The following is a 25,311-nucleotide window of genomic DNA, read 5'->3' as shown; positions in this document are numbered from 1 at the left end:
ATGGATAGAGCACAAAACCTGAAGCAAATTGTCGCCGTAGCCATCGTTGATGACCTGCACTCACCAACCAAACTATTAGCTGCTAGGCGCAATCGCCCCGAATCTTTGGCCGGACTATGGGAATTCCCTGGCGGCAAAGTGGAACCGGGGAGAGCGAAATCGCAGCCGTGCACCGAGAACTGCACGAAGAGCTAGGCGTAAAGATCCAGCTTGGTGCTTTGATTCCCGGACCGCACGCCCAAGGTTGGCAACTGAACGATTCGGCGGCCATGCGCATGTGGTTCGCTCAGATTATCGAAGGTGATGCCCAGACTCTGGACGGTCACGACCAGCTGGCCTGGTTGGACCTAGATCAGAGCATGCAGCAGCTGGTCCCATGGATCCCTGCTGATGCCCCAATCGTCACGGCATGCCTAGCCCAGGCCCGTCGAGGGCCCGTTGGCTAAAGACGCGTAAGCTTGAATGAATGCCCATTGAGACATTGCAACAAACTACCAAAAAATTCTGAGGAGCCCTTTTCAGTGAAGAAAGTGTTCAGCGTTATCGCGCTGGTCTTTACCGCAGTCCTAGCCCTGTCCGGTTGCGTCAACATGAACGCAGAAATCAACGTTGTTGGTCAGGACAAGACCACCGGCGTTGTTGAAGTAACCATAAACAAGGAAAATCTTCAGGGTCAGAGCCTGGACGAAGTGCTCGCTGCCACCGTGGACACCGCTGCCATGGAAAAAGAAATTGAAGGTCAGTGGACCTACAGCAAGGTCGAAGAGGGCGAGAACGTGGGCCTGCGCTTCGAAACCGACGGCACCAAGACTTACACCCAGTTGGCTGATGCCTTTAAAATCTTCGGCTTCCAGTTCGGCCTAGCCGACGACGGTAAAGAAGTTACCTTCTCCATGCCAGGGGACAAAGCCACCGTTGACCAAAACTTCACTGAAGCAAACTTGGAAGTAAATTTCCCCGGCGAAGTGACCTCTAACGGTCCAGGCGTTGTACATGGCAAGGCCGTCACCTTTGACCTGGTCAAGGGCGCCGAGGTCTACCAGGCCACCGGCAAATTTGATCACAGCCTGCTGTACTCGCTGGTCTTTGGTGGCGCATTGCTGGTCTTGAGCCTCATCTTCGTGGTGGTCTTCGCACCAAAGGGTGTCAAAGAGTCGCACTAAGCGAGCAAAAAACGCTTCGAGGTAAGAAGCTTCACGCCAAGGGCCCGTCATCGGTGAAACGATCACGGGCCCTTGGCAATAGAATGGAACCAAAGTGTTCTACGCGTAAGTACAAGATAAGAGTAAGGATCGATCGATCCCATGTCTGATCAGACAACTGGACAAGTTCCCGACGGGGAGTCAAATGTTCCGCATCCAACCGATGAAGCAGGAATTCAGCAGGCCGTTGAGGCTGCTCTAGCTGCCATCGAAGCTGCTGGAGACCTGAACGAACTCAAAGATGCCCGCCTTTCGCACACCGGCGAAAAGTCCGCACTGTCACTGGCCAACCGCCAAATCGGCAAGCTGGACAAGACGGAAAAGGCAATCGCAGGCAAGCTGGTAGGTTCAGCTCGCGGACGAGTCAACAAGGCCCTAGCGGCCCGCACCGTGGTGCTCGAAGAAGCCGAAGCTGAGCGCATCCTCGTTGAAGAGACCGTTGACGTTACCGCCGCACCGCGCCGCCGCTCGGTTGGCGCACGCCACCCACTCTCGGTGCTCCAAGACCGTGTGTCCGACATCTTTGTTGGCATGGGCTGGGAAATCGCCGAAGGCCCCGAGGTTGAATCCGAGTGGTTCAACTTCGACGCGCTGAACTTCAAGCCGGATCACCCGGCCCGCGAAATGCAGGATACCTTCTTCATTGAGCCTGCCGACGCACACCTGGTGTTGCGTACCCACACCTCACCGGTACAGGTTCGCTCCATGCTCCAGCGTGAGGTGCCAGTGTACGTATTGTGCCCTGGACGCACCTTCCGCACCGATGAGCTGGATGCCACCCACACCCCGGTCTTCCACCAGTTTGAAGGTCTGGCCGTGGACAAGGGCCTGACCATGGCCGACTTGCGCGGCACCTTGGAGCACTTCGCTCGCCAGATGTTTGGCGAAGAAGCCCAGATCCGTCTGCGCCCAGCGTACTTCCCATTCACCGAGCCATCGGCCGAGCTGGACACCTGGCACCCAGGTGCCAAGGGTGGGCCACGCTGGATCGAATGGGGCGGTTGCGGCATGATCAACCCGAACGTATTGCGAGCTGCAGGCATTGACCCTGAAGAGTACTCGGGCTTTGCCTTCGGCATGGGCATTGAGCGCACGCTCATGTTCCGTAACGATGTCCCGGACATGCACGACATGATCGAGGGCGACATCCGTTTCAGCCAGCACTTCGGGATGGAGATCTAAGTAATGCGTATTCCACTATCTTGGCTGCGCGAATATGCGCAGGTACCGGCCGACGCATCGGCCGAAGACATCATGGCGGACCTGGTAAAGGTTGGCCTTGAAGAAGAAGACGTGCACCGTCCCAGCGACGAGCTTTCGGGCCCGATCGTGGTTGGCCAGGTGCTCTCCTTGGAAAAGGAAGTTGCCTCCAACGGCAAGACCATCAACTGGTGCCAGGTCCGCGTGGTCCCAGAAGGTACCGAGCAGACCCTGACCGGTAAGGGCATCGACCCAACAGGTGTACAGGGCATCGTTTGCGGTGCGCACAACTTTGTGGAGGGCGACAAGGTAGTTGTCACGCTTCCCGGCGCTGTGCTGCCCGGTGACTTCAAGATTTCGCCACGCAAGACCTACGGCCACACCTCGGCTGGCATGATCGCTTCCTCGCGCGAACTGGGCATCGGTGATGACCACGACGGCATCATCGTGCTTTCCAACTACGGTCTTGACCCAGAAGTTGGCACCGACGCATTCGAGCTCTTCGGACTTGATGACCAGGCTGCTGAAATCAATGTGACCCCGGACCGTGGCTACTGCTTCTCCATTCGTGGCGTAGCCCGCGAATACGCACTGGCCACCGGCACTTCCTTCACCGATCCAACCACCACCGTGGTTGTTTCTGAAGCTAGCGCTGCGGGCCACGAAGTCACTTTGGCTGACGCTGCACCGATCTACAACGTTCCTGGCTGCAGCCGTTTTGTCACCCGCGAAGTCACCGGCATTAACCCGAGCTTGCCAACCCCACGCTGGATGGCTTCACGCCTACAGCTGGCTGGCATGCGTTCGATTTCTCTACCCGTAGACATCTCCAACTACGTCATGCTTGAACTCGGTGCACCACTGCACTTCTACGACGCTGACAAGCTCACCGGTGGTATCACCGTGCGCCGCGCCAACGCTGGCGAGAAGCTAACCACCTTGGACGACAAGGAGCGCGAGCTCTCCACCGAGGACCTGCTGATCACCGACGAGTCCGGAGCACTAGGCATTGCCGGTGTTATGGGGGAGCGTCCACCGAAGTCTCGGGGACCACCAGCCGCGTGCTGATCGAGGCCGCTCACTTTGATGCGGTATCCATCGGCCGTTCACGTCGCCGTCACAAGCTACCTTCCGAAGCATCCAAGCGTTTTGAACGCGGCGTAGATCCACACATCATGCAGGTTGCAGCACAGCGTGCGGTCAACTTGTTGGTGGAACTAGCTGGCGGTACCGAAACCACCAACATCACCGACGCTGGCGCGCAGCCAGCCGACGTGCAGATTCAGTTGCCTGCTGGTTTTGCCGGCGCACTGATTGGTGTTGACTACACCGACGAGCAGACCGTTGCTGCCCTAGAGGGCATCGGTGCAAGCGTTGAGCAGAACAGTGCTGGCTTCTTGGTCACCGCTCCAAGCTGGCGCCCAGACCTGGCCATCAAGGAAGACCTGGTTGAAGAAGTAGCCCGAGTAGTTGGCTACGACAAGATTCCAGCAACCTTGCCAGTGGCGCCTCCGGGCCGTGGTTTGACTCGTGCACAGTCGCAGCGTCGTCGCCTGCTTCAGGGCTTGGCTGACGCCGGACTGACCGAGATTCTGTCCTACCCGTTTGTCTCCGAGTCGCAGAACAACACCTTCGGTGCTGCGCAGGCTGGGACCGAGGTCAAGGCCATCTCGTTGGCTAACCCGATCTCCAAGGAATTCCGATTCCTTCGCACCAGCTTGCTACCAGGACTGCTGGAAACCGCACGCCGCAACATTGGCCGTGGCTTCCGCGATCTGGCCTTGTACGAGGGCGGTCTGGTGTTCTTGCCAGGAGCGCAGCTCGGTTCCTCGGTACTTCCACCGTTGGGCGTCAAGCCTAGTGATGAAGTACTGGCCGAATTGTTCAATGGTGTACCTAACCAGCCATGGCACTTGGCTGCAGTCTTCACCGGTAACGAGGCTTCGGCTGCGGCCGGCTTCGCGCCACGTGCGTGGGATTGGGCTGACGCACTGGACGCGGCCCACACCGTGGCAGAAATCCTCGGCGTAGAGCTCGAAGTTGCTCAGGGAAATCACCAAGCATTCCACCCGGGCCGTGCCGCAACCTTGAAGGTTGCCGGCGAGGTTGTTGGTTACGCAGGTGAATTGCACCCACAGCTGCTCAAGGATTCGGACCTGCCAGCACGCACCGTGGCTATGGAACTGAACGCCGCAGCACTGATGGAGGCAACTCCTGCTGTGGTAGTTGCGCCGCAGCTTTCCACTCAGCCGCTGGCTACTCAAGACGTCGCCTTGGTCGTTGACCAGGACGTCGTTGCCGGAGACGTACTAGCTGCACTGCGCGAAGGCGCAGGGGAGCTGCTTGAAGATGTTGCACTCTTCGACGTCTACCAGGGCAAGGGTATTGAAGAAGGCAAGAAGTCTTTGGCTTTCGGTCTTCGCTTCCGAGCTACTGATCGCACCCTGACTGCTGATGAAGCTTCAGAGGCGCGGGCCGCCGCCGTCGCAGTGGCAGCAGACAAGTTTGGTGCTACTCAGCGCTAACGCAGGTTTGCCGATGCCCCGGTGTTTGTTTCGATTTTTTTATCTGAGCAAGCACCGGGGCATTCTTGTGCGCAACCGCGCCCGAAAGTGGCGACTACAATTAATCTTGAGAAAGCTCTAAAGGGCTACGAGATGCAAAGGTGGAGTGACCGGCAGTGAAGGGTCTACGTTCTTGTGGTGCGGTACTTCTAATTTTATTTCTTGGAATGCTCGCCATTGCTGCACTAATCGCTGCTGGCTGGGGTGTTGTAGTCTTCATCGAACGCGGCGCCGGGGCACACCTCAAAGATGAACCGACACCTAGTTACCAACCAACGGACGAGCCTGTTGATCCATTGCGTCCAACCAGTGGAACCATGGCGCCTTAACTATTTGATGGCGGCGACTAAACGACGCTTTGTCGCATCGTAATTAGCTCTGCAGTGTCTTCTTGGACCACGAACCCAAGGCGTTGTAGTACCTTGAGCGACGCTTTGTTTTCCGGCATCACGCGCGCCATCAGCTGGCTAAAGCCCACCGCATTTAGCGCTTTGATACCTAGTGCTACGATCGCTTTCGCCAATCCCTGACCCCAAAATTCTGGGGCAATCCAATAACCGATTTCGGTTGCCTGCTCGCGCTGCACGGCAGTAAACAACCCGACCCTAATACCGTCTCTTCGAGCGACAAACCAAGAGATTTCAGGACTGTTTATCGCATCCTCAATACGTTGCCCCGTGTATTGATCGCTCCATGGCTGACCGTCACCGATGTAGGCAGTAATCCTCTTATCGGCAGCCAATTGCGCGATAAAATCTGCGTCGGCTTCGGTCAGAGCGGTCAGCACAATAGATGGATCCATAGGCTCAGCCTAGGACATCTGCATTCGCGGATTCTAATGTTGCTTATTAGATGGTTGCTTATTAAACACTGCAGGGAACGACCATCAGATCGTTCCCTGCAGTGTCAGAAAATATTTACTTTGCTCCACCAGCGGTGACCGGTGGCAGATCCGACCATGGGAAAGTGATCCACTTGTCGGTGCGGCGCCATTCGTAGTCTGGAACCATGATGGTGCGTGGCTTGGTGTAGAGGCAAACGGTCTTGACCTCTGCGCCCCAAGCGGAAACCAACTCGACAACCTTTTCCAGGGTGCGGCCCGAATCCGAGACGTCATCAACGATCAGGATCTTCTTGTCACGCAGGTGGCCGTCATCCAGCATTGGAGGCAGAACTACTGGTTCTGGCAATACGGTGCCGATGCCGGTGTAGAACTCGACGTTGAGGGCGCCGCAGGCCTTGACACCCAGCGCGTAGGAGATCGATCCGGCCAAGAGTAGGCCACCACGCGCAACAGCCAAAACGATGTCTGGCTCAAAGCCACTATCGACAACGGTCTGTGCAAGTTCGCGGGAGGCTGCGCCGAAGGTATCCCAAGTAAGGATCTCGCGTTCCGGCTCTGAAAGGACGGATGCGCCTGAATCATCAATGCTAGTCATTCTGTAATATTAGCGCCGAATTCGGGGCAATGTTGCACGGTTCAAACCAATCGTTCACTTTTTCCTCCCAAGCCCGGAGGATTCTTATCCGCTGATTAGGCGTGAATAGGTATGCAATGGACCTGCTTGAGGAATCCATCACTTTTCGGGAAACCGGGGTTGGAACGAACACGTTGTGACCCTAATGCGCCAAAAGCAGCCTCAAGAATGATCGGTGCCACATTCTGACTCGCTAGGATAGGGGAAAGGCCATCGACCGGAGATAACCCGGAAACCCGATGAAGGAGACGCGACATGGGCCCACGAACTTGGAACATTTCACTAGTCGGTGCCTTAACGGTGCTCTCCTTGGGGCTGATCGGAGTCCTGCCTGCCGCGCAAGCGGCCAACTCAGTGCAAGTCGCAGCCGGGCAGAACCTAGAATCGGTCACCATCGATGACTCCACGGGAAAACTTAATAAGCAGCGGCTGCGCGACGCCTTGGAAGACCTCGATTTTAACGAGCCAACAGACGTTGCAATTTATGCCCGCAACGGCGAATACTCCGATGACATCAACACCAAAACTCTTGATTACGCTAAGTCATCACATCCGGAATGGATATCTGACAAGCCTGAAGACTACGGCGACTACTGGGCCGACGGACTATTGATCATCACCCTGTCCATCGAAGGACCGGGAGATGGACAGATCGGAACGTACTTCGGCGAAGACCGTAAAGTCTCCGAGAGCGCCATAGAGAGCATCCATGAAGCTGGCCACGATGACTTTAATCTTTCCCGTTGGACTGACGGCGTCATCGCTGTCGCCGACCAAGCATCCGTGATCATGAATCGCCCCTGGTACCAGCACCCGGCCTTATGGATCACCAGTGGTGTCGGTGGATTTGTCGCTCTCATCGTGGGTGGCTTTGCACTGCATACCCGGTCCACACGACGAGAAACTTTTGCAGAAGAACTGCAACAAGGATCCGTGCATCTGACCAACGTCACCATGGACTTAGAAGAAACCGAATTGGCGGCCCGTACACTGCCGTCCACTTCAGCGCACGCCTCCGAGCTGGAACAGCGTTTCAGCAAGTTCATGACCAAATACCGTGCCTGCTTCGAAGCCCAGCAGTCGCTAGAAAGTTCAAACAAAAAGGAACGTTCCAGCGCCGAAGGTGTTCGCCTTACTAAGGAGTTCCGGGAGTCAGCGCAGTCCCTGGATCTGACCGATGACGCCATCATCGCTGCGTCTGCGCTCTATACTCGTTCGGCCTCCTGGCAAGACGCATGGCATGCACAGATCAAGCCGCTGGAAGATGACCTGGAGGAGATCAAGGGATTGGTCCATGATCTCGAACCAGAGCTGCAGGGCAGTGCAGCCGCATTGACTTCCTACCGGGAAATAGCAATCACCAAACTCAACGAGCTGTCGGCACAGCTGACGCAAGAATCAATCACCGTGGATCAAGCGCTCGATGGATTATCTGCCTTGCGTGCCGAGCTGAGCGAAAAGTTGGATATCTTCGCTCAAGCGCAAATCGAAGTGTATGCACAAAACGTAGAAGAGAAGGCCGATATGCAATCGGCGCTTAAGAAATCCCGATATGAAACCGGCGCGTTTTCGGGTCGCTCGGGCACCATCTTGGACGTGCTGAATCCCGCTACGATGTATTGGCGCGTGGGTAGTTATAACCACGGATATTCCACGGGCGTCAGTGCAGTGACTGCCTCGCGTGAAGCAGCGAGTTCCTCTGGGGGAGTGTCGGGCGGATACTCTGGTGGCGGAAGCTTCTCCGGTTCGGGTGGGTCTTCCCACTTCTAATGAAAGGCAACGATATCTTCGCATCGCTCTTGCCGTCTTCGGTGTACGTAGTTCAGTCCCGTACCGAGCTGGAGGATACCGAATCCTATGGAGAAGAAGAACGGTATATCGCCAATGCGGTGCCTGAACGACAGCATGAATTTCGTACCGTCCGGGTCTGCGCTCGCCGAGCGTTGGGGCAACTGGGTCATGCGGGTATTGCCTTGGTTCCCGATGAAAAACGGGCACCGGTTTGGCCCGCTGGCGTTGTGGGGAGCATGACCCATTGTGTTGGCTTTCGGGCAGCCGCAGTAGCCTCCACCAACGATATTCGCGGTCTTGGCATCGACGCCGAATTACATGCTTCACTGCCTGCCGAAACCCTCGACATCATTTTGCTTCCCGAAGAACAACGGATGGTTGGCGAGCTAAATTCGCGCTATCCGGAAACGGCCTGGGATCGGCTGATTTTCAGTGCCAAGGAAAGTGTCTTCAAAGCATGGTTCCCGCTGACTAGGCAGTGGCTGGATTTCTTGGAATGCCGGATTATCCTTGATGCGCAGGCCCACAGTTTCCACGCTGAAATTCAGGCCAAAGGATCGGTTGCCGCAGAGCATGATCTCACGGTGATGAATGGGCGCTGGATAGCAGAAGGCCCGAGCGGCCAAGGGCTGCTGGGGACCTGCATTACCGTTCCGCTAGCGGCGGTGTGCTAGGTGCGGAGCTAGAATTCTTCACCGTGTGTGATGACATTGGCAGCGCGTCCCACGATGTGTGGGTCAGGGGAACCAACCAGGTCATGATCTTTTCCCTTGTAGTCAAAGAGATCAAGCACGTGTCGCATCGCTTGGAGTCGGGCTCGCTTTTTGTCATTAGACTTCACCACGGTCCACGGAGCATGATCGGTATCAGTCTTGAGGAACATTTCTTTCTTTGCTTCCGTGTACTTCTCCCATTTATCCAAAGATTCAAGATCCATGGGGAGAGCTTCCACTGGCGCACTGGGTCAATGCGGCGAATCGTGAAGCGAGTGAGCTGTTCACTAGAAGAGACCGAGAACCAGAACTTCACTAGATCGATGCCTTCGTCGACCACCATCTTTTCAAAGGATGGAGTCTGCTCAAGAAAGTGATCTACCTGTTCCGGAGTGCAGAAACCCATCACGCGCTCTACTCCGGCCCTGTTGTACCAAGATCGGTCAAAGAGAACGATTTCCCCGGCTGAGGGGAAATGTTGCACATAACGCTGGTAGTACCACTGAGTTGATTCACGTTCGCTGGGTTTCTCCAGCGCCACCACACGAGCACCGCGCGGATTCAAATGCTCGGTGAAACGCTTGATCGTGCCGCCCTTACCCGCTGCGTCACGGCCTTCAAAAACAATCATGATGCGACGCCCGTTGGCCTTAACCCATTTTTGAAGCTTCAGCAGCTCAATTTGCAGGGCACGTTTTTCAACTTCGTAAGTATCACGGTCAAGCTTCTCGTTGTAAGGGTAATCTTCACGCCACGTGTCAACGACAGTTCCGTCGGCGCGCAACAACACTGGGTCGTCATCATCGTCGTCAAGCACCGAAAAACCGCGGAACGCTTCGTCAAGCAGGGGGACTTCTACACTCATACTTCTCAGCCTAAAATTTCAGAATGAACGGTTAGTGAACTCGTACTGAACTGGAATGGCGCGAGGCTATGCCGGGAAATCAGGCAACCTTTGTTCGGTTAACCAAGCAGTCAAGATTCCTTCAACGTCGACGTTCGTCGCATGCTTTTTTACGTGTTTGGCAAACTTCTCTGTGTTCACAGAAGCATGCTGATATGTGCTGGTCCAGTCCTGGAGCATGGCGTAAAAAGTCTTGTCACCAAGAGCCGTCAACAGAGCGTAGAGCGTGAGCGCACCGCGCTTGTACACGCGGTCATCAAACATGTCTTCGGGGCCCGGATCACCGACCTGCAGATCTTGGGGGAGGCCATCGAGCATTTCCCAAGCCGTGCGAGCACGCTGTTCGAGGGACATGATCTTTGCCTGATCTGAATAGACCCACTCGCTGAAGCAAGCGAATCCTTCGTTGAGCCAAATGTCTTTCCACCGCTCGGGGGTCAGCGAATTGCCAAACCACTGATGGGCAAATTCGTGAGCGATCAGTCGTTGGTCTTCCCATTCCAACGACAAATGGTTCCGGCCGAAAATGCTCATGCCTTGGGCTTCCAACGGAATCTCAAGGTCATCGTCAACAACAACAATCTTGTAATGTTCAAAGGGATAAGGGCCGAACTTCAGTTCAAAGATTTGTGCCATGTCAGCTTGCTTCGCAAAGGCTCCGCGCACCGCGAGGTCATTGCCCGGTACGGAGTAAGCCAGCAGGTGTCCACCACGGTCAAAGGAAATTTCTGCGTAGCGGCCAATCTGCAAGGTTGCCAAGTAGGTTGCCATTGGTTCACGTGCCTCATAAACCCACGTATTTCGGCTTGCCGAACGGCGATGATCCATCAACTCGCCGTTGGCAACAACCCGGTAGCCGGCGTCGGTAGAAACCTCAAAACGATACGAAGACTTGTGACTCGGGTGGTCATTGCAGGGGAACCAAGTTGAAGCGCCCACTGGTTGTCCGGACACCAAAATACCGTCGGTTAACTCTTCCCAGCCGACCTCGCCCCACTGTCCGTTATCTACGCTGGGTTACCTCCGTAGCGCAATTGAAGTTCGATCTGATCCCCGGCTTTGACCCGGCTTGGGGTGGCAACAACTACTCTGTGGTGCTTTTTGCTGACAGAAACCTTGCGACCTTGGCATGTGGCTTTGACGATTTTTAGCCCGTTGAGGTTCAGTTCAATTTCGTTCAGGTCTTCGAGCGCTCGTATACGTAGGGTGGCTCGGCCATCAAGGTGATTACTGGCAAGTTTGACCACTAAGTTCACGTCGTAATGCTCTACCGTGTAGCTTCCGGAGCCATAGTGTTTGGTGTACTCATCCAAAATGCGATGGGGCATATCTCTACGTATCCTCAGGCTTCGTGCGCGACTGGTTGCGTTGGTTGTTCAACTGGCTTGATGTTCCAGCGTACTGCGGGGTTGCCCCGCCAATAGGTATTGGCAGGCAGTACCTCTCCGCGCAGAACCAAACTGGCTGGACCGGTGGTTGTACCTTCGGAGATCTTGGCCGCTGGCAAGATGACACTATGCGGGCCCAGGGTAGCTCCCGCACCTAGGGTGACCTTGTCGATGGACATGATGCGGTCGTGGAACAAGTGAGTCTGTAGGACCGAACCACGGTTGACCGTTGAATGGTCTTCCAGAGTGACGAGATCGGCTTCGGGCAGCCAGTAGCTTTCGCACCAGACGCCGTGCCCAATCTTGGCCCCTTGGGCGCGTAGGAACCAGACCAAGGCCGGAGTGCCTGAAGCCAAGCGTGCAAACCATTGTGCGCACACAAGTTCGGTGAAGGAATCGACCATTTCGGTGCGCCAGATAAATGAGCTCCACAGTGTGTGTTCACTTGGGCGGATGGCGCCAACTACAAGCCATTTGGCCGCCACTGCGATCAGTGCTGCCAATGCTCCGGCAGCTACGAGTACTGCGCCACTGAGCAGGATGCTCAGCCACACGTTGGTGGAGGTGATCAATGCAGCTAGCGCCCACAGCACTCCACCGGCGATGGCTACGGTGGTGAAGACCGCCAGCGAACGGGTCAGTTCCCAGAAGGAACGCATGATCTTTAGCTTCAACCCTGGCTGATAGGTCCGCTCGGATTCGGCTTCCACGGTGGTACGGCGCAACTTATGTGGAGGCGAACCGATCCAAGAAGTGCCAGCCTTCATCTTCTTCGGGGTAGCGGACAATACTGCGATCAACGAACGCTTGGGGACTCTGCGACCGGCATGCAAGATGCCTGAGTTGCCCAGGAACGCCTTTTTACCAATGCGGACCGGGGCGATATGCATCCACCCGCCACCTAGTTCGTAGGAGGCCACCATGGTGTCGTCGGCCAAGAACGCGCCGGAGGAAATAGTGGTCATCTTGGGAATGAGCAGAACAGTGGAAATTTCGACGTCACGACCCACCTTGGCGCCGAGCAAACGTAGCCAGATCGGGGTGAATAGTGAGGCATACAGCGGGAAGAGCTGATCACGAGCGGTATCAAGTACGCGTTCGGTGGCCCATGCTTGCCAACCCACGCGGGAAGTGACCGGATGCCATCCTTCGACCAGGCCGATGGATAGCAGGCGCACGATGATGATGGTGAGCACCATGCTGCTCAAGAACCAGACAATGGCCGCCACCACAACGGCAGGGATAAAGCGACAGCCGATTTCAGCTAACGAAGGTGCTGGCCGCAAGACTGGGGTGAGCGCAAGCAGTGCCAGAAGAATCGGGATCCACTGTGTCAGGTTGAGCAAGACTGAAGCGAGCCCGCCGAGTAGTCGCGGCAATTTACGATAGGCAGGTTCCTGCTCGGGCCATTTTGGTTTGGCCTTGGACTCTCTGGTTGCCGGGGAACCGGCATAGCGGGAGTTATCACGGGTCGTTCCATAGACGGCTGATCCCGCATCAACAATGGTGTTCGCCCCGATGACTGAGCCGGGAGTCAGGGTACTGCGTGCACCAATGGAGGCATGGGCGCCCACCTCGATGGTGCCCACATGCAGTTTGTCGCCGTCGATCCAGTAGCCACTGACGTCAACTTCCGGTTCAATGGTGGCGCCGGGGCCTACGGTGAGCATGCCGGTGACCGGTGGCAAGGAATGGATTGTCGCGGTGCGGTCAATTTTTGCGCCGAGCATCCGAGCGTACCAAGGCAGTAATGGTGCGCTGGAAAGGGAAATCGGGTCAACAACATCAGCGACATGCTGGGCCAACCAAAGACGCAGGTGCACGGATCCTGAACGTGGATAAGTTCCGGGTTTCAGTCCGCGTAGCAAGAGTTTATTGGCCAGGATTGACAAGCTCATGCGGCCAAGTGGAGTCACGAACACCAGCCACAGTCCGGCTATCACGTACCAAGGGGTTGGCAAGGGGTCTTCAAAAACGTTCATGGCCACGAGGACTAGGTGTCCGAGCAACAGGAAGGTGACCCAACGCAGTCCGGAGAGAATAAACAGCGGGAAGGCGACCAGGGTTTGCGCCAACTGGGTCAGGCGCTTGGTGCGAAGAACCGTGCGCGGTTCCACCGGTTCACTTGATACCTGTTGACCGCCCAGATACTCAACAAGAGCGCCGAATCGCGGGTAGTCGTAGAGTTCGGCAACCGTCAGGTCTGGGTAGCGAACGCGCAATGCCGAGACCAGCTGGGCAGCAGAGAGCGAACCTCCGCCGGAAGCAAAGAAGTCAGCGTCAATTCCGGATACGGGTGCACCGAGTGCCCCTTGCCATGCCTCGGCAATAAATTCGCCAACTTCATCCAGCGGGGGAAGATCTTGGGACTGTTCGGTGTTTTCAGATCCCGGTAGCGGCCAAGGCAATGCGTTGCGGTCTACCTTGCCACTGGTCTTCATCGGCAGGTTATCCATGACCGCAAGGATCGGAACCATTGGTGCTGGCAGGTCTTCTAACAGGGCGGTGCGTGCAGCGGACAGATCGTAGTCTTGGGATGCTTGCAAATAACCGACAAGGATCTTGTTGCCGGTAGCCGTTTCACGGACCGCGACAGCGGCCGAAGATACTCCGACCAGAGAGTTCAGCACTGCGTCGATCTCACCAAGTTCAATGCGCCGTCCACCGATTTTCACCTGATCGTCAACACGACCAATAAAGATCAAACCCAGCGGATCATTGATGACCATGTCGCCGGAACGATAGGCGCGCTTCCAGCCAAGTGTGGGCATCGGTGCGTATTTCTCTGCGTCTTTTTCAGGATCAAGGTAGCGGGCCAGTCCCACGCCGCCAATGATCAATTCACCAGATTCGCCTTCGGCAACCGGAATACCCGCAGGGTCAACGACTGCCAGATCCCATCCGTCCAGCGGCAAGCCGATGCGTACCGGAAGGCTGCCGTCCATGGTGGCGCCGCAGGCGACAACGGTTGCTTCGGTAGGTCCATAGGTGTTCCACACTTCGCGGCCTTCGGTGGCCAGTCGTGCGGCTAGTTCCGGTGGACAGGCTTCGCCACCAAAAATCAGCAGGCGAACCGAATCCAAGGCTTGGGCCGGCCATAGTGCTGCCAAGGTGGGAACGGTGGACACTGCGGTGATGGAACGAGAAATCAGCCAGGGCCCGAGGTCCATGCCGCTGCGCACGAGGGCGCGCGGGGCGGGGACGAGGCAGGCGCCATTGCGCCAAGCAATCCACATTTCTTCGCAGGATGCATCAAAAGCTACGGATAGCCCAGCAAGCACGCGGTCTGTGGTGTTTAGCGGATCAACCGGTAAAAACATCTTGGCTTCAGCATCAACAAACGCGGCCGCTGATCGATGGGAAACGGCAACACCCTTGGGCTTGCCAGTGGAACCTGAGGTGAAGATGATCCACGCGTCGTCTTGAAGATCTGGCAGACGCGGAACAGGAAATGGCTTTGGCCGGGCGGCATCCACCACGATGGTGTCCGTACCCTTAACGATTCCGGCAACTTGCGCTTCGGTAAATACCGTTTTGGCACGTTCGTCCGGGTCATCGGCGTCTACCGGAACGTAGGCGGCGCCGACCCAGAGAATCGCCAAGATCCACTCATATAGGTGACGAGTTCCGGACTCAACACGTACGCCAACGCGGTCGCCAGCTCCCAAACCTTGCTCGTGGAGGCGCAGCGCCTTGGCCTTGACCTCAAGGAGCAACTCTGCGTAACTCTCGGTGCGCTCGCCGTCGTCAATAGCCGCCGCGTCGGGGTGAGCCTGCGCGGTGTTCTGGAGAATGTCTATGAGGGTACGGGCAGCCGGAGCTAATGCACCGGAAGGAAATTGTGGGGTGTAAATTTCTTGATCCGGTACAGGAGTTTGATCGTTGTTCATTTTGAACGGATCCATCGCTTTCACAAAAATGTGTCAGTTGTGTCGGGTCGCTGGGGGAGTGCGTCCCGGAAACGAAATGGATCCTGGAGGGGTGGGACCTGCTGGTCCCGTATTCATTTAATACGCTTTGAACCTCGCCTTAGCCCAGACTTGCTTGAACTGTCGGCTATCTCTCAAAGGATTCACTTCTGCGACGCGAAAGGCCTTCGAAGCAATGGGTTTTATTGCTTCTCAGGCCTTATCGCTGGTACTTATTGCAACAGGATGACTTTGCCAGTGGTGGATCGAGATTCCAAGGCAGTATGCGCCGCGGCTGCCTCGGTCAGCGGATACTGTGCACCGATGCGCACATCAATCTTTCCGCTGGCTACCCAACCAACCATGTCGCCGAAGCGCCAGTGCATCTCCTGCTGCGAGGTCAAGAAGTCCACAAGCTTTGGACGTGTCACGGTCAACGAACCGCCGGCATTCAATCGCTGTATATCAAAAGGTGGGACCTGACCGCTGGCGCCACCAAAGAGAACTAGCGTGCCACGGCGGCGCAAGGCTGCCAGCGACGTATCAAAGGTGTCTTTGCCGATACCGTCATAGACCGCGTTAACTCCCTTGCCGCCGGTGACTTTGTCAACGGTTTGGGCCACCTGGTCGTAATCGACCACGTAGTCTGCCCCGGCTGCCTTAGCCAGATCCTTCTTTTCCTGGGTGGATGCGGTGGTGATAACGGTGGCACCCTTGAGTTTGAGTAGCTGGGTGAGGATCAGGCCTACTCCACCGGCGCCGGCATAGGTGAGGATAACGTCGCCGTTGTGAACCATGTAGCTGGAGTGGACCAGATAGTGAGCGGTCATGCCCTGCAAGGGAAGGGCCGCAGCGACATGTAAATCCACCGCGTCCGGGACCTTGCCGGTAAGCGCGGCATCCACCAATGCATACTGCGAGTAGCCCGCTTCTCCTGAGGCCGTTGCTACGCGATCGCCGATCTTGAAGTTCTGTACGCCTTCACCAATCTGCTCAACTACGCCAGAGAATTCTGAGCCGGGCACAAATGGGTAGTCCACGGTGTAGATGCCGCTGCGTTGATAGGTCTCGATGAAGTTCACGCCGGTCGCCGCGATCTTGACTAGGAGCTGGCCAGCACCCGGGGACGGAACTGGGATTTGAGTTAGCTTCAGTCCGTTGGCGTCGGTTGGTTCGTTAACTGCAATGGCTTGTTGCTCCATGTTGCATTACTCCTGAAATTCTCAGTGTCCCGGGGGTGTTCCGGCGGGGTCTCTACGGCCAGTTTAGGACTTTGCTCTTCACGGTGGGGACAGCTTCGCAGGATGTCGGGTTACGTGACGAAGAATTTTATGAATATTTATTAGCGTGGGTGAATAATTCGCGATAGAATCTAGTCATGACGATTTCAGTAGCTGTCTCCGGCGCCAGCGGTTACGCCGGCGGTGAGGTCCTTCGCATCCTTGCGGCCCATCCAGAAGTAGAGATTGGCGCAATCACCGCGCACTCCCAAGCCGGGCAGCGACTCGGCTCGATCGCACCGCATCTGCATGCGCTCGCCGATCGAGTTCTGGTAGAAACCTCGGTAGAAAACCTCGCCGGGCACGACGTAGTATTCCTGGCCCTGCCACACGGTGCCTCCGGCACCGTGGCCGCAGCGTTACCGGAAAACACCTTGGTCATTGATGCCGGGGCAGATCACCGCCTTGAATCAGCAGCCGCCTGGGAAAAGTTCTACGGCTCCGAACACGCAGGCTTCTGGCCATATGGGCTGCCCGAACTACCTGGCCAGCGTGAAAAACTGGTGGGCACCAAGCGCGTAGCCGTACCAGGCTGTTACCCAACCGGCGGTCAGCTCGCCCTTGCACCGGGCTTCGCGGCCGGGCTGCTCGAGTCAGATGACGTGGTCATCGTCTCCGCTTCCGGAACCTCGGGAGCCGGCAAATCGCTGAAGCCAAACCTCTTGGGTAGCGAAGTGATGGGCTCGATGAGCACCTACGGTGTTGGTGGCATCCACCGCCATATCCCGGAAATGGAACAGGGCTTCTCCAAGCTGGCCGGCGAAGAGGTCATCGTGTCTTTCACCCCAACGCTGGCACCGATGCCACGCGGAATTTTGACCACCGCCACCGCCAAGGTGAAAGCCGGAGTCACTGAAGCGCAATTGCGCACCGCTTGGGAACAGGCGTACGCCAACGAGCAATTTGTGCACCTGCTACCCGAGGGCCAGTGGCCGACTACCGGCGCGGTCCAAGGCTCCAACCACGTTCAGCTACAGCTGGCCTTTGATACGCACGCCAACCGTGTGATTGTCACCGCCGCGCTCGATAACCTCACCAAAGGCACCGCAGGAGCGGCAGTTCAGTCCATGAACATCGCCCTGGGCTTGCCAGAAAATACCGGATTGCTCATGCAAGGAGTTGCACCGTGAGTCTCGCCCACACCAATACCTATCCTTCGGCACCAGCTTTAGGTGTCACCGCACCGGCCGGCTTCAGCGCTGCCGGGGTACCAGCAGGTCTGAAGTCCACCGGCAAGAACGACGTTGTTCTGGTCAAAAACCTTGGTCCAAACTTTAACGCCGCCGGTGTCTTCACCTCCAACCGCGTGGCCGCCGCCCCAGTGCACTGGTCCAAGCAGGTCTTGGCCGATGGTCGAATTGATGCGGTGCTGCTGAACTCCGGCGGAGCCAATGCCTGCACCGGCGCCGAAGGTTTTGGCAATACCCACCAGAGTGCCGAATACGTCGCTGAACTGCTCTCGGTGTCCGCAGGGGATGTCGCAGTGGCCTCCACCGGCCTGATCGGCATGCAGCTTCCCATGGATAAGCTGCTTCCCGGGGTGAAAGCCGCCGCGGATGTGTTGGCTACCGACCAGAATGCCGCCGATCAGGCTGCAGCCGGAATTATGACCACCGATACCGTGCCGAAGTTAGTTTCGCGCACGGTGGGGGATGCTGCAAGTGGCCAAGTGGTCATCGGCGGTATGGCCAAGGGCGCGGGCATGCTCGCCCCGGCGCTTGCCACCATGTTGGTTGTTCTCACCACCGATGCGGTGCTTTCTTCCGATCAGGCCGATCAGGCTCTGCGCGTAGCCACTGCGATGAGCTTTGACCGTGCCGACTCCGATGGCTGCATGTCCACCAACGACACCGTGTTGCTGCTGGCCTCCGGTGCCTCGGGCACCACCCCGGACTTGGGCGAATTCACTGCAGCACTGACCGACGCCTGCTGCGAACTGGCCGCGATGCTGATCGAAGACGCCGAAGGGGCCGATCACACCATCGCGATCCGCACCTACAATGCCGCCAGTGAAGCCGACGCCCTGGAAGTTTCCAAGGCCGTATCCCGCTCCAACCTGGTCAAGACCGCAGTGTTTGGCAAAGACCCTAACTGGGGCCGTGTGCTCTCCGAGGTTGGCACCACCAAGGCTGCCTTTGAACCAGATCAGCTTAACGTCTCGATCAACGGCGTGATGGTCTGCAAAAACGGCGGGGTGGGCGAAGATCGAAATCTGGTCTCTCTTGAAGAACGCAACGTGTCCATCGAGATCGATCTGAACGCAGGCAGTGAGGAAGCCACCGTGCTGACCAACGACCTGACCCACGACTACGTCCACGAAAACTCCGCCTACTCCAGCTAGGAACGATCCACATGGCTCAAAGCATCCGCACCAACCTGGATTCCGCCCAATCCAAAGCCGAAGCGCTCATTGAAGCACTGCCGTGGATCCAGCGCTTTGCCGGAACCACCATGGTCATCAAATACGGTGGCAATGCGATGGTCAACGATGAGCTGCGACGTGCCTTCGCCGAGGACATCGTCTTCTTGCGGCATGCCGGAATCAATCCGGTGGTGGTGCACGGAGGCGGACCGCAGATCAATAAAATGCTTGATACTTTGGGCATCAAGTCGGAATTCCGCGGGGGACTGCGGGTGACCACGCCCGAGGCCATGGACGTGGTTCGTATGGTGCTCACCGGCCAGGTGCAGCGCGATCTGGTGGGGCTCATCAACTCCCACGGACCCTACTCGGTGGGCATGTCCGGCGAGGACGGCGCCACCTTGCAGGCCGTGCGGACCGGCACCATCGTTGACGGATTGCCGGTGGATTTGGGTTTGGTTGGTGAGGTCACGCGCGTGCGCACCGATCAGGTTGACTCACTGGTGGACGCCGGCATGATCCCGGTGATTTCCACCGTCGCCCCGGAATTTGATGACAATGGCGATCCAACCGGTGCGGTGCTCAACGTTAACGCCGATACCGCCGCGGCCGCCCTAGCCACCGCGCTGGGCGCCACCAAACTGGTGATCCTCACCGATGTGGAAGGGTTGTACGCGGCCTGGCCGGACAAGTCCTCGCTGATCAGTTCCATCACCAACGATGAGCTGCGCGGCATGCTGCCAAGTCTGGAATCGGGCATGATCCCCAAAATGGGTGCCTGCCTGAAAGCCGTCGATGAAGGCGTGGGCCAAGCGCACATCGTGGACGGTCGAGTCCCGCACTCCATGCTGCTAGAAATCTTCACCACCGCCGGGGTGGGCACCCAGGTGCTCCCGGGGGTAATCACCCACGCAAAGGACAACTTGTGAGCGAGCAATCCACGCACACCAACAGCGCTACCGATGTGGCCATCGATGAGGTGGCGCAGCTAACCCAGCTTTCTTCGGCGGCTCTTTCCGAGCGCTACTCCACCTCGCTACTTGGCGTTTTTGGCACCCCGCAGCGTGTACTCGTGCGTGGTGCTGGCTGCCATGTGTGGGATGCTGACGGCAACCAGTACCTGGACCTGCTCGGTGGGATCGCGGTGAATACCCTAGGGCATGCCAACCCGCTGCTGACCTCCGTGATCACCAGCCAGCTGGCTACCTTGGGGCACGTGTCGAACTTCTTCACTTCCCCGAGCCAGATCGCCCTGGCCGAAAAGCTACTGGAAATCTCTGCCGCACCGGCAGGTTCCAAAGTCTTCTTCGCCAACTCCGGAACCGAAGCCAACGAGGCGGCCCTGAAGCTGACCCGGCGCAACGCTGGCACCGACCAGACCCCGCGTACCCGGGTGATCGCCCTAGAACACGCCTTCCACGGCCGCACCCTAGGTGCACTGTCGCTGACCTATAAGGAAAAGTACCGGGCTCCTTTCGCTCCGCTACCCGAAAACGTCACCTGGATTCCAGCCGGCGATATCGAGGCGCTGCGTGAGGCAGTGGACGAAACTGTCTCGGCGGTGTTCATCGAGCCGATTCAGGGTGAGGCCGGAGTGAAAATGCTCTCGGCTCAGTACCTGCAGGCAGCCCGGGACATTACCCGCAAGGCTGGCGCCTTGCTGGTCTTCGACGAGGTGCAAACCGGCATGGGGCGCACCGGCGCATTCTTCGCCTCGGCACCGGTCATTCCCGACGTGATGACCTTGGCCAAGGGTCTGGGCGGCGGCTTCCCGATCGGCGCGATGATCGTCTTTGGTGAAGAAAATACCGGACGCCTAACCCCGGGCGATCACGGCACCACCTTTGGTGGTAACCCGGTAGCCTGCGCGGCGGGCCTGGCGGTCATCCACACCATCGAATCCCAGAACCTGCTTAAACAGGTTCGAGAAAATGGTCAGTGGCTGCGTCAACAGCTAGCCGGGATCACCGGCGTGGGACAGGTGCGCGGGGCAGGGATGCTCACCGCCTTTGAGCTTACCGAGGCCAACGCCCCGGCACTGGTGACCGCGGCGCTAGATGCCGGATTTATCATCAACGCCACCGACGAGTTCACCATCCGTCTGGCCCCGCCACTGGTGATCACCCAAGAGCAGCTGGGCAGCTTCTTGCAGGCGCTGCCACAGCTGATCGCCGCCGCCTAAAACTTCGCACAAATTCTAAGGAACAAACTGATGAGCACAACCCGCCACTTTTTGACCGACCTGGATTTCACCGCCGACGAACAGTCCAAGGTGCTTGATCTGGCCGCTGCGATGAAGGCCGACAAGTACGGCTACCAGCCATACGCTGGCCCGCAGACCGTCGCGGTCTTTTTTGACAAGACCAGCACCCGCACCCGCGTTTCCTTCCACGCCGGCATCGCCGAACTGGGCGGCTCCCCGCTGATCATCAACTCCGGCGAATCCCAGCTGGGCCATAAGGAGTCCATCGCCGACTCCGCCATGGTGCTCGAACGTATGGTCTCCACCATCGTGTGGCGCACCTACGCCCAGTCTGGCCTGGAAGAAATGGCGGCAAACTCATCCGTGCCGGTCATCAACGCGCTGAGCGATGACTACCACCCGTGCCAGTTGATCGCCGATCTGCTCACCGTGCGCGAGCACAAGGGCGCCACCCAAGGGCTGACCATGAGCTACCTGGGCGACTCGGCCAACAATATGGCCAACTCCTACCTGCTTGCTGGTGTCACCGCCGGCATGCATGTGCGCATTGCCGGTCCCGAAGGCTACCTGCCTGCCGAATCGATCGTCGCCGCCGCACAAGAGCGGGCGAAGCTCACCGGGGGATCGGTCACCATCACCACCGACGCTGCCGCCGCGCTGAAGGACGCCGATGTGGTGGTCACCGACACTTGGGTTTCCATGGGTCAGGAAGATGAGAAGGAAGCACGCCTGAAGCTGTTCACCGACTACTCGGTCACCTCCGAGGCGATGAAGCTGGCCAAGGCGGATGCGATCGTACTCCATTGCCTTCCTGCCTACCGCGGCTACGAAATTTCCGCCGAGGTCATTGACGGCCCACAGTCGGTAGTTTTTGACGAAGCCGAAAACCGCGTGCACGCCCAAAAGGCCGTCATGACCTGGCTTATGGTCGCTTCCGGCCTGGCCCAAGATCCCCGAGTGGAGCTGTAAAAAATGTCCTCGCAGCCAAGCACCAAAACCGCTCGACAGGCCCGCATCCGCGCATTTTTGGGCAACAACTCGGTCAAATCACAGGCCGAGCTACTCGGGCTGCTCAAGGACGACGGGCTGGAAGTCACCCAGGCCACGCTCTCCCGTGATCTGGTGGAAATCGGCGCGGTGCGCATCCGCGACCACTCCGGCCAGCTGATTTACGCGGTGCGCCAAGAAGGTGGGGATCGTTCCCCGCAGACCGCGATTACCCAGGAAGTGCTCGACGCGCGCCTGGCCAAGATTTGCGCCGAACAGCTCGTCACCGCCGAAGCCTCCGGGAACATCGTGGTGCTGCGCACCCCGCCCGGCGCGGCGAATCTGCTGGCCCTGGCCATCGACCACTCGCAGATGCCGCTCATTTTGGGCTGCATCGCGGGAGATGACACCATCATGGTCACCACCCGCGACGTGGATGGGGAGCCGAGGTGGCTGCCCGCTTCCTCGCACTGGCCGAACCGCGCTAACCCGCAGCCCGCCCGCTTCCACACGCCGCTTCCACGCGCCCGCTTCGGCTAGCCCAGGCCGCCACGCACTTTTCCACAGTGCGCGGCGGCCTGCGTTGTTAACCGCCCGATCGGCGCATCATCAACCCATGGACAAAAACAGTGTTACCAGTGCGCTGACCGAGGTCGCTTCGGCGCTGGCCTCGGGCATCACGCTGGAGCCGGCGCAGCTGCTGCACGCCGAAACACTGTGCCTGGAACTGGTCCAAAACCTGAGCACCCAGGCATCTTCCATCGCCGATCCACGCGTTGCCGTGGCCCACGCACAACTGGCCGAAGCGTTGAGCCGGCAGGCCACACGCGCCAGCATAGCCGCGGCCAGCACCGTGGAAACCACCGCCGCGCATGCCCTGCACGTGAATGAATTCGACGACCTGCGCGCCGGCGTCACAGATTTCAGCGCCGAGCCGGTTTTTGCCCCAGGCCGCACCCTCTACCAGGACGCGGCGGAGACCCTAGCCAGCGTGCTGGACCTGAACTATTTTGAGGCCGCCCGCCGGATCAGCGACGCACATTTGGTCCACGCCCGCGCCGATATCTCCGGCGCCGCCTGCGCCCCACGGTTCACCTTGTTGGCCGAGCATTTCCATCACCACGCAGCCCCTTCGGATCCTGACCTCTCTGCGGATTCTGCCGCATCGTCATCTTCCGGCTCTGCTCAGGGGTGGAGTTTGCCAGATCTGCACCAGCTGGCTGATCCACGCGAAGTGCTCAAAATTGCCCGCGCGCTCGACAAATTTGAACCCGCAGACACCACCTTCGATGGCAGTCCTACCTCGGCTACCGCCACCGCACCGGACGGCGTCCTGCTCGAAGTTCATGCCGCTGAGCACCTGAATATTCAGCAGGTCCGCACCCGCCAGAAGCAGTTGAATTCTTTGGTCAAGGCGTACAAGGACGCACACGGCGAAACAAAAGCTCCCAAGCTGGGGCTCTTTCGCGGCCCGGTGATCAATGGGGTCCACGAATTTATCGTCCGCGTCCGCTCGCTTGATGCAGAGGTCTGGGAATCGTTGATCGCTCAGGCGGACAACAAGCGCACCCAGGCTGGCGCCGCCGCCCGTCAAGCCGTCGATGCTTCCACCTCTTCCGCTAACGCCTCTTCCGCAGGTTCATCAGATTCCACTTCGGCCACTGGCAAAGCGGATCCGGAGGAAAAGACTGACGAGAAAAACACCAGCGAGGAAAAGACGGGCGACGAAAGCACCAACGAGCAACGCCCCGACGATGCGGATGAGGCAATCGACCCACTCTGGCACAGTGATGACCCGATTCCTGACTGGGCCCGCAGCGACGCTGCGCACCCGCCCAACGAAGACCCGCCGGAACCAACCGATCCACCTGATCCGTTGGCTCCACCCGCACCAAACAAAGCCTTGCCGACGATGCCCTCAACGTGCAGCATTCCCGAGCGCAGACTCAACGCGCTGAACGCGGTGCTTCGAAATGTCGACCCCGACAGCGCCGGCAAACGCGTGACCCCGGAAATTGTGGTGCATGCAAACTACGCTGACCTGTGTGATTTGGCGTCCCTGCAGGGGATTACCGCCCATAGGGTCAAACTCAGCGGGCCCGAACTGCGCACCATGCTGTGCGAAGCTAAGGTGCTCAGCCCGATTTACAACGCCGACGGGGTCATCATGGATATCGGTCGCGACGCCCGGCTCTTCCCACGGTGGATGAAGTTGGCCGCCCGGGACCGCGATGGTGGCTGCCTGGTACCAGGCTGCACCACAGAACCTGCGTTGTTGGAGTTCCACCACTACACGCCTTGGGCCAAAGGCGGGCACACGCGGTTACAAGACTGCTGTCCCTTGTGCACAAAGCACCACGTCATGGTTCATAGCGGATACCTGAAGCTGGTCAAGATTAAGGGTCTGCCCTACGTCATCCTGCCCAAACATTTGGATCCCGAGCAGGTCCCACGGCGCAATACCTACTTCGCGCGCACCTAAACCCGAGTAATACCCAAGCCCCACCAACCCGCAAGACCACACAAAAACTGCCACGTTGTTCGATCAGTGAAACACTGTGCGAACAACGTGGCAGTTTTTGTCTCTCGGCTTAGGCTGCCAATTCGGCTACCGCATCCAACGAGAAGGCCCGCTCAAAAGCGACCTGAACTTCATCGGTGTGGGCGACCAACACGATCTTATGGATCGGCGAAATATGTTTGTTGGTGTCGATCCACCGCGAGATTGCTTCAAAGGCAATGTCGGCAACCTGTTGCGGATCCCAGCCGAAGGCCCCGGCCCCGATCGCCGGGAAAGCGATGGAATGCGCGTCGTGGCGTGCGGCCACGTACAACGAGTTCACAAAGCAGTCGTTGAGAATTTTCGGATTTGGTTTGATCAGTGCCAAGTTCGGCGCTGCGGTATGGATGACCCATTTGGCGTGCAGATCACCGGCCTTGGTAGCCACAGCAATTCCCGAGGGAATCCCATCGGGATAGCGCTGGGCGCGAACTTCGCGACATGCGGCGAGCAGGCCGGGCCCGGCGGCGTCATGAATCGCTCCATCAACACCTCCACCGCCCAACAACGATGGGTTGGCCGCGTTCACAATGGCATCAACGTGCAGGGTGGTGATGTCGCCCCGGTACAACTGGATTTCCATTTCGTACCTCCGAAGGTAGTTCCGATTCGGTTATGGTCATCACCATACGCCCGGGCGACGTGGACTGGAAGAGATTAAATTTCGAGTTTCCTGTGTGTCCTGCCCGAAGCGAGGCTGCATGATTCAACGCAACAGTGAATATTTATGAGCAACATTGCATAAAACTTTGCTAGAGTGGGGTGCAGTGC

18 protein-coding genes and 4 pseudogenes are annotated in these 25,311 nt (G+C 58.0%); 14 read left to right on the top strand and 8 right to left on the bottom strand.

The annotated features are described in order from the left end of the window. From N6V40_RS14450 to N6V40_RS14430, 5 genes and pseudogenes are all read left to right on the top strand, one after another. Positions 1-341, top strand: a pseudogene (locus N6V40_RS14450) (NUDIX domain-containing protein); the annotation flags it as partial. Between the two features lie 180 nt (positions 342-521). After that, positions 522-1,163 (top strand): LppM family (lipo)protein, encoded by a 642-nt coding sequence (locus N6V40_RS14445; protein ID WP_131089903.1) that lies wholly within the window; start codon positions 522-524, stop codon positions 1,161-1,163. A gap of 141 nt (positions 1,164-1,304) precedes the next feature. After that, positions 1,305-2,384 (top strand): phenylalanine--tRNA ligase subunit alpha, encoded by a 1,080-nt coding sequence (locus N6V40_RS14440; protein ID WP_262198072.1) that lies wholly within the window; start codon positions 1,305-1,307, stop codon positions 2,382-2,384. A 3-nt stretch (positions 2,385-2,387) separates the two neighbouring features. Beyond that, positions 2,388-4,927 (top strand): annotated as a pseudogene (gene pheT / locus N6V40_RS14435) (phenylalanine--tRNA ligase subunit beta). A gap of 206 nt (positions 4,928-5,133) precedes the next feature. Then, positions 5,134-5,295, top strand: coding sequence for a hypothetical protein (locus N6V40_RS14430; RefSeq protein ID WP_165477351.1), 162 nt, complete (start codon positions 5,134-5,136; stop codon positions 5,293-5,295). Positions 5,296-5,312: 17 nt separating this feature from the next. Here N6V40_RS14430 and N6V40_RS14425 read toward each other — a convergent pair whose 3' ends face one another. Further along, a complete protein-coding gene (locus N6V40_RS14425) occupies positions 5,313-5,768 on the bottom strand; it encodes a GNAT family N-acetyltransferase (protein ID WP_131089900.1) in 456 nt (151 codons plus the stop codon). A gap of 115 nt (positions 5,769-5,883) precedes the next feature. Continuing rightward, positions 5,884-6,405, bottom strand: a complete 522-nt coding sequence (locus tag N6V40_RS14420) for a phosphoribosyltransferase (protein WP_131089899.1) — start codon at positions 6,403-6,405, stop codon at positions 5,884-5,886. A gap of 294 nt (positions 6,406-6,699) precedes the next feature. Here N6V40_RS14420 and N6V40_RS14415 point away from each other — a divergent pair, with 294 nt between their 5' ends. Together N6V40_RS14415 and N6V40_RS14410 are read left to right on the top strand one after the other, a co-directional pair. Then, positions 6,700-8,214: a DUF5129 domain-containing protein gene (locus N6V40_RS14415; RefSeq protein WP_131089898.1), complete on the top strand. Its 1,515-nt coding sequence runs from the start codon at positions 6,700-6,702 to the stop codon at positions 8,212-8,214. After that, on the top strand, positions 8,214-8,909 hold the full coding sequence (locus N6V40_RS14410; protein WP_131089897.1) for a 4'-phosphopantetheinyl transferase family protein: 696 nt from the start codon (positions 8,214-8,216) through the stop codon (positions 8,907-8,909). Before N6V40_RS14415 ends, N6V40_RS14410 begins: the two co-directional genes overlap by 1 nt. 8 nt (positions 8,910-8,917) lie before the next feature. On the opposite strand, the pseudogene ppk2 reads toward N6V40_RS14410, so the two are convergent. From ppk2 to N6V40_RS14385, 5 genes and pseudogenes are all read right to left on the bottom strand, one after another. Beyond that, positions 8,918-9,813 (bottom strand): annotated as a pseudogene (gene ppk2 / locus N6V40_RS14405) (polyphosphate kinase 2). Positions 9,814-9,879: 66 nt separating this feature from the next. Beyond that, complete coding sequence (locus N6V40_RS14400; RefSeq protein ID WP_262198071.1) at positions 9,880-10,806, bottom strand: M1 family metallopeptidase; 927 nt, start codon at positions 10,804-10,806, stop codon at positions 9,880-9,882. A 53-nt stretch (positions 10,807-10,859) separates the two neighbouring features. Beyond that, positions 10,860-11,180 (bottom strand): gluzincin family metallopeptidase, encoded by a 321-nt coding sequence (locus N6V40_RS14395; protein ID WP_262198070.1) that lies wholly within the window; start codon positions 11,178-11,180, stop codon positions 10,860-10,862. 14 nt (positions 11,181-11,194) lie between these two features. Continuing rightward, entirely contained in the window at positions 11,195-15,130 is a 3,936-nt protein-coding gene (locus tag N6V40_RS14390) for a Pls/PosA family non-ribosomal peptide synthetase (RefSeq protein ID WP_131089894.1), read from the bottom strand. A 251-nt stretch (positions 15,131-15,381) separates the two neighbouring features. Next, positions 15,382-16,350, bottom strand: a complete 969-nt coding sequence (locus N6V40_RS14385; protein WP_131089893.1) for a quinone oxidoreductase family protein — start codon at positions 16,348-16,350, stop codon at positions 15,382-15,384. 176 nt (positions 16,351-16,526) lie between these two features. Between N6V40_RS14385 and argC the strand changes: the two genes are divergently transcribed. The 7 genes and pseudogenes from argC (at position 16,527) to N6V40_RS14350 (ending at position 24,462) form a co-directional block, all read left to right on the top strand. Beyond that, a complete protein-coding gene (gene argC / locus N6V40_RS14380; protein WP_131089892.1) occupies positions 16,527-17,558 on the top strand; it encodes an N-acetyl-gamma-glutamyl-phosphate reductase in 1,032 nt (343 codons plus the stop codon). Next, positions 17,555-18,769 (top strand): bifunctional glutamate N-acetyltransferase/amino-acid acetyltransferase ArgJ, encoded by a 1,215-nt coding sequence (argJ, locus tag N6V40_RS14375; RefSeq protein ID WP_262198069.1) that lies wholly within the window; start codon positions 17,555-17,557, stop codon positions 18,767-18,769. Before argC ends, argJ begins: the two co-directional genes overlap by 4 nt. A gap of 11 nt (positions 18,770-18,780) precedes the next feature. Beyond that, complete coding sequence (gene argB / locus N6V40_RS14370) at positions 18,781-19,719, top strand: acetylglutamate kinase (RefSeq protein WP_131089890.1); 939 nt, start codon at positions 18,781-18,783, stop codon at positions 19,717-19,719. Further along, entirely contained in the window at positions 19,716-20,972 is a 1,257-nt protein-coding gene (locus N6V40_RS14365) for an acetylornithine transaminase (protein ID WP_396267940.1), read from the top strand. The genes argB and N6V40_RS14365 overlap by 4 nt, the downstream gene beginning before the upstream one ends. Positions 20,973-21,002: 30 nt before the next feature. Beyond that, positions 21,003-21,962, top strand: a complete 960-nt coding sequence (gene argF, locus N6V40_RS14360) for an ornithine carbamoyltransferase (protein ID WP_207306519.1) — start codon at positions 21,003-21,005, stop codon at positions 21,960-21,962. A gap of 3 nt (positions 21,963-21,965) precedes the next feature. Beyond that, positions 21,966-22,468 (top strand): annotated as a pseudogene (locus tag N6V40_RS14355) (arginine repressor). A 128-nt stretch (positions 22,469-22,596) separates the two neighbouring features. After that, entirely contained in the window at positions 22,597-24,462 is a 1,866-nt protein-coding gene (locus N6V40_RS14350; protein ID WP_262198068.1) for an HNH endonuclease signature motif containing protein, read from the top strand. A 109-nt stretch (positions 24,463-24,571) separates the two neighbouring features. Here the strand turns inward: N6V40_RS14350 and N6V40_RS14345 are convergent, their stop codons facing one another. Next, positions 24,572-25,123: a macro domain-containing protein gene (locus tag N6V40_RS14345; RefSeq protein WP_131089886.1), complete on the bottom strand. Its 552-nt coding sequence runs from the start codon at positions 25,121-25,123 to the stop codon at positions 24,572-24,574. Positions 25,124-25,311 lie beyond the last annotated feature (188 nt).

The organism is Glutamicibacter sp. M10, from assembly GCF_025452055.1.
In the GTDB taxonomy this organism is placed as follows: domain Bacteria; phylum Actinomycetota; class Actinomycetes; order Actinomycetales; family Micrococcaceae; genus Glutamicibacter.
The sequence above is the reverse complement of the archived record's forward strand: the minus strand, read 5'-3'. Positions and strand labels throughout refer to the sequence as shown.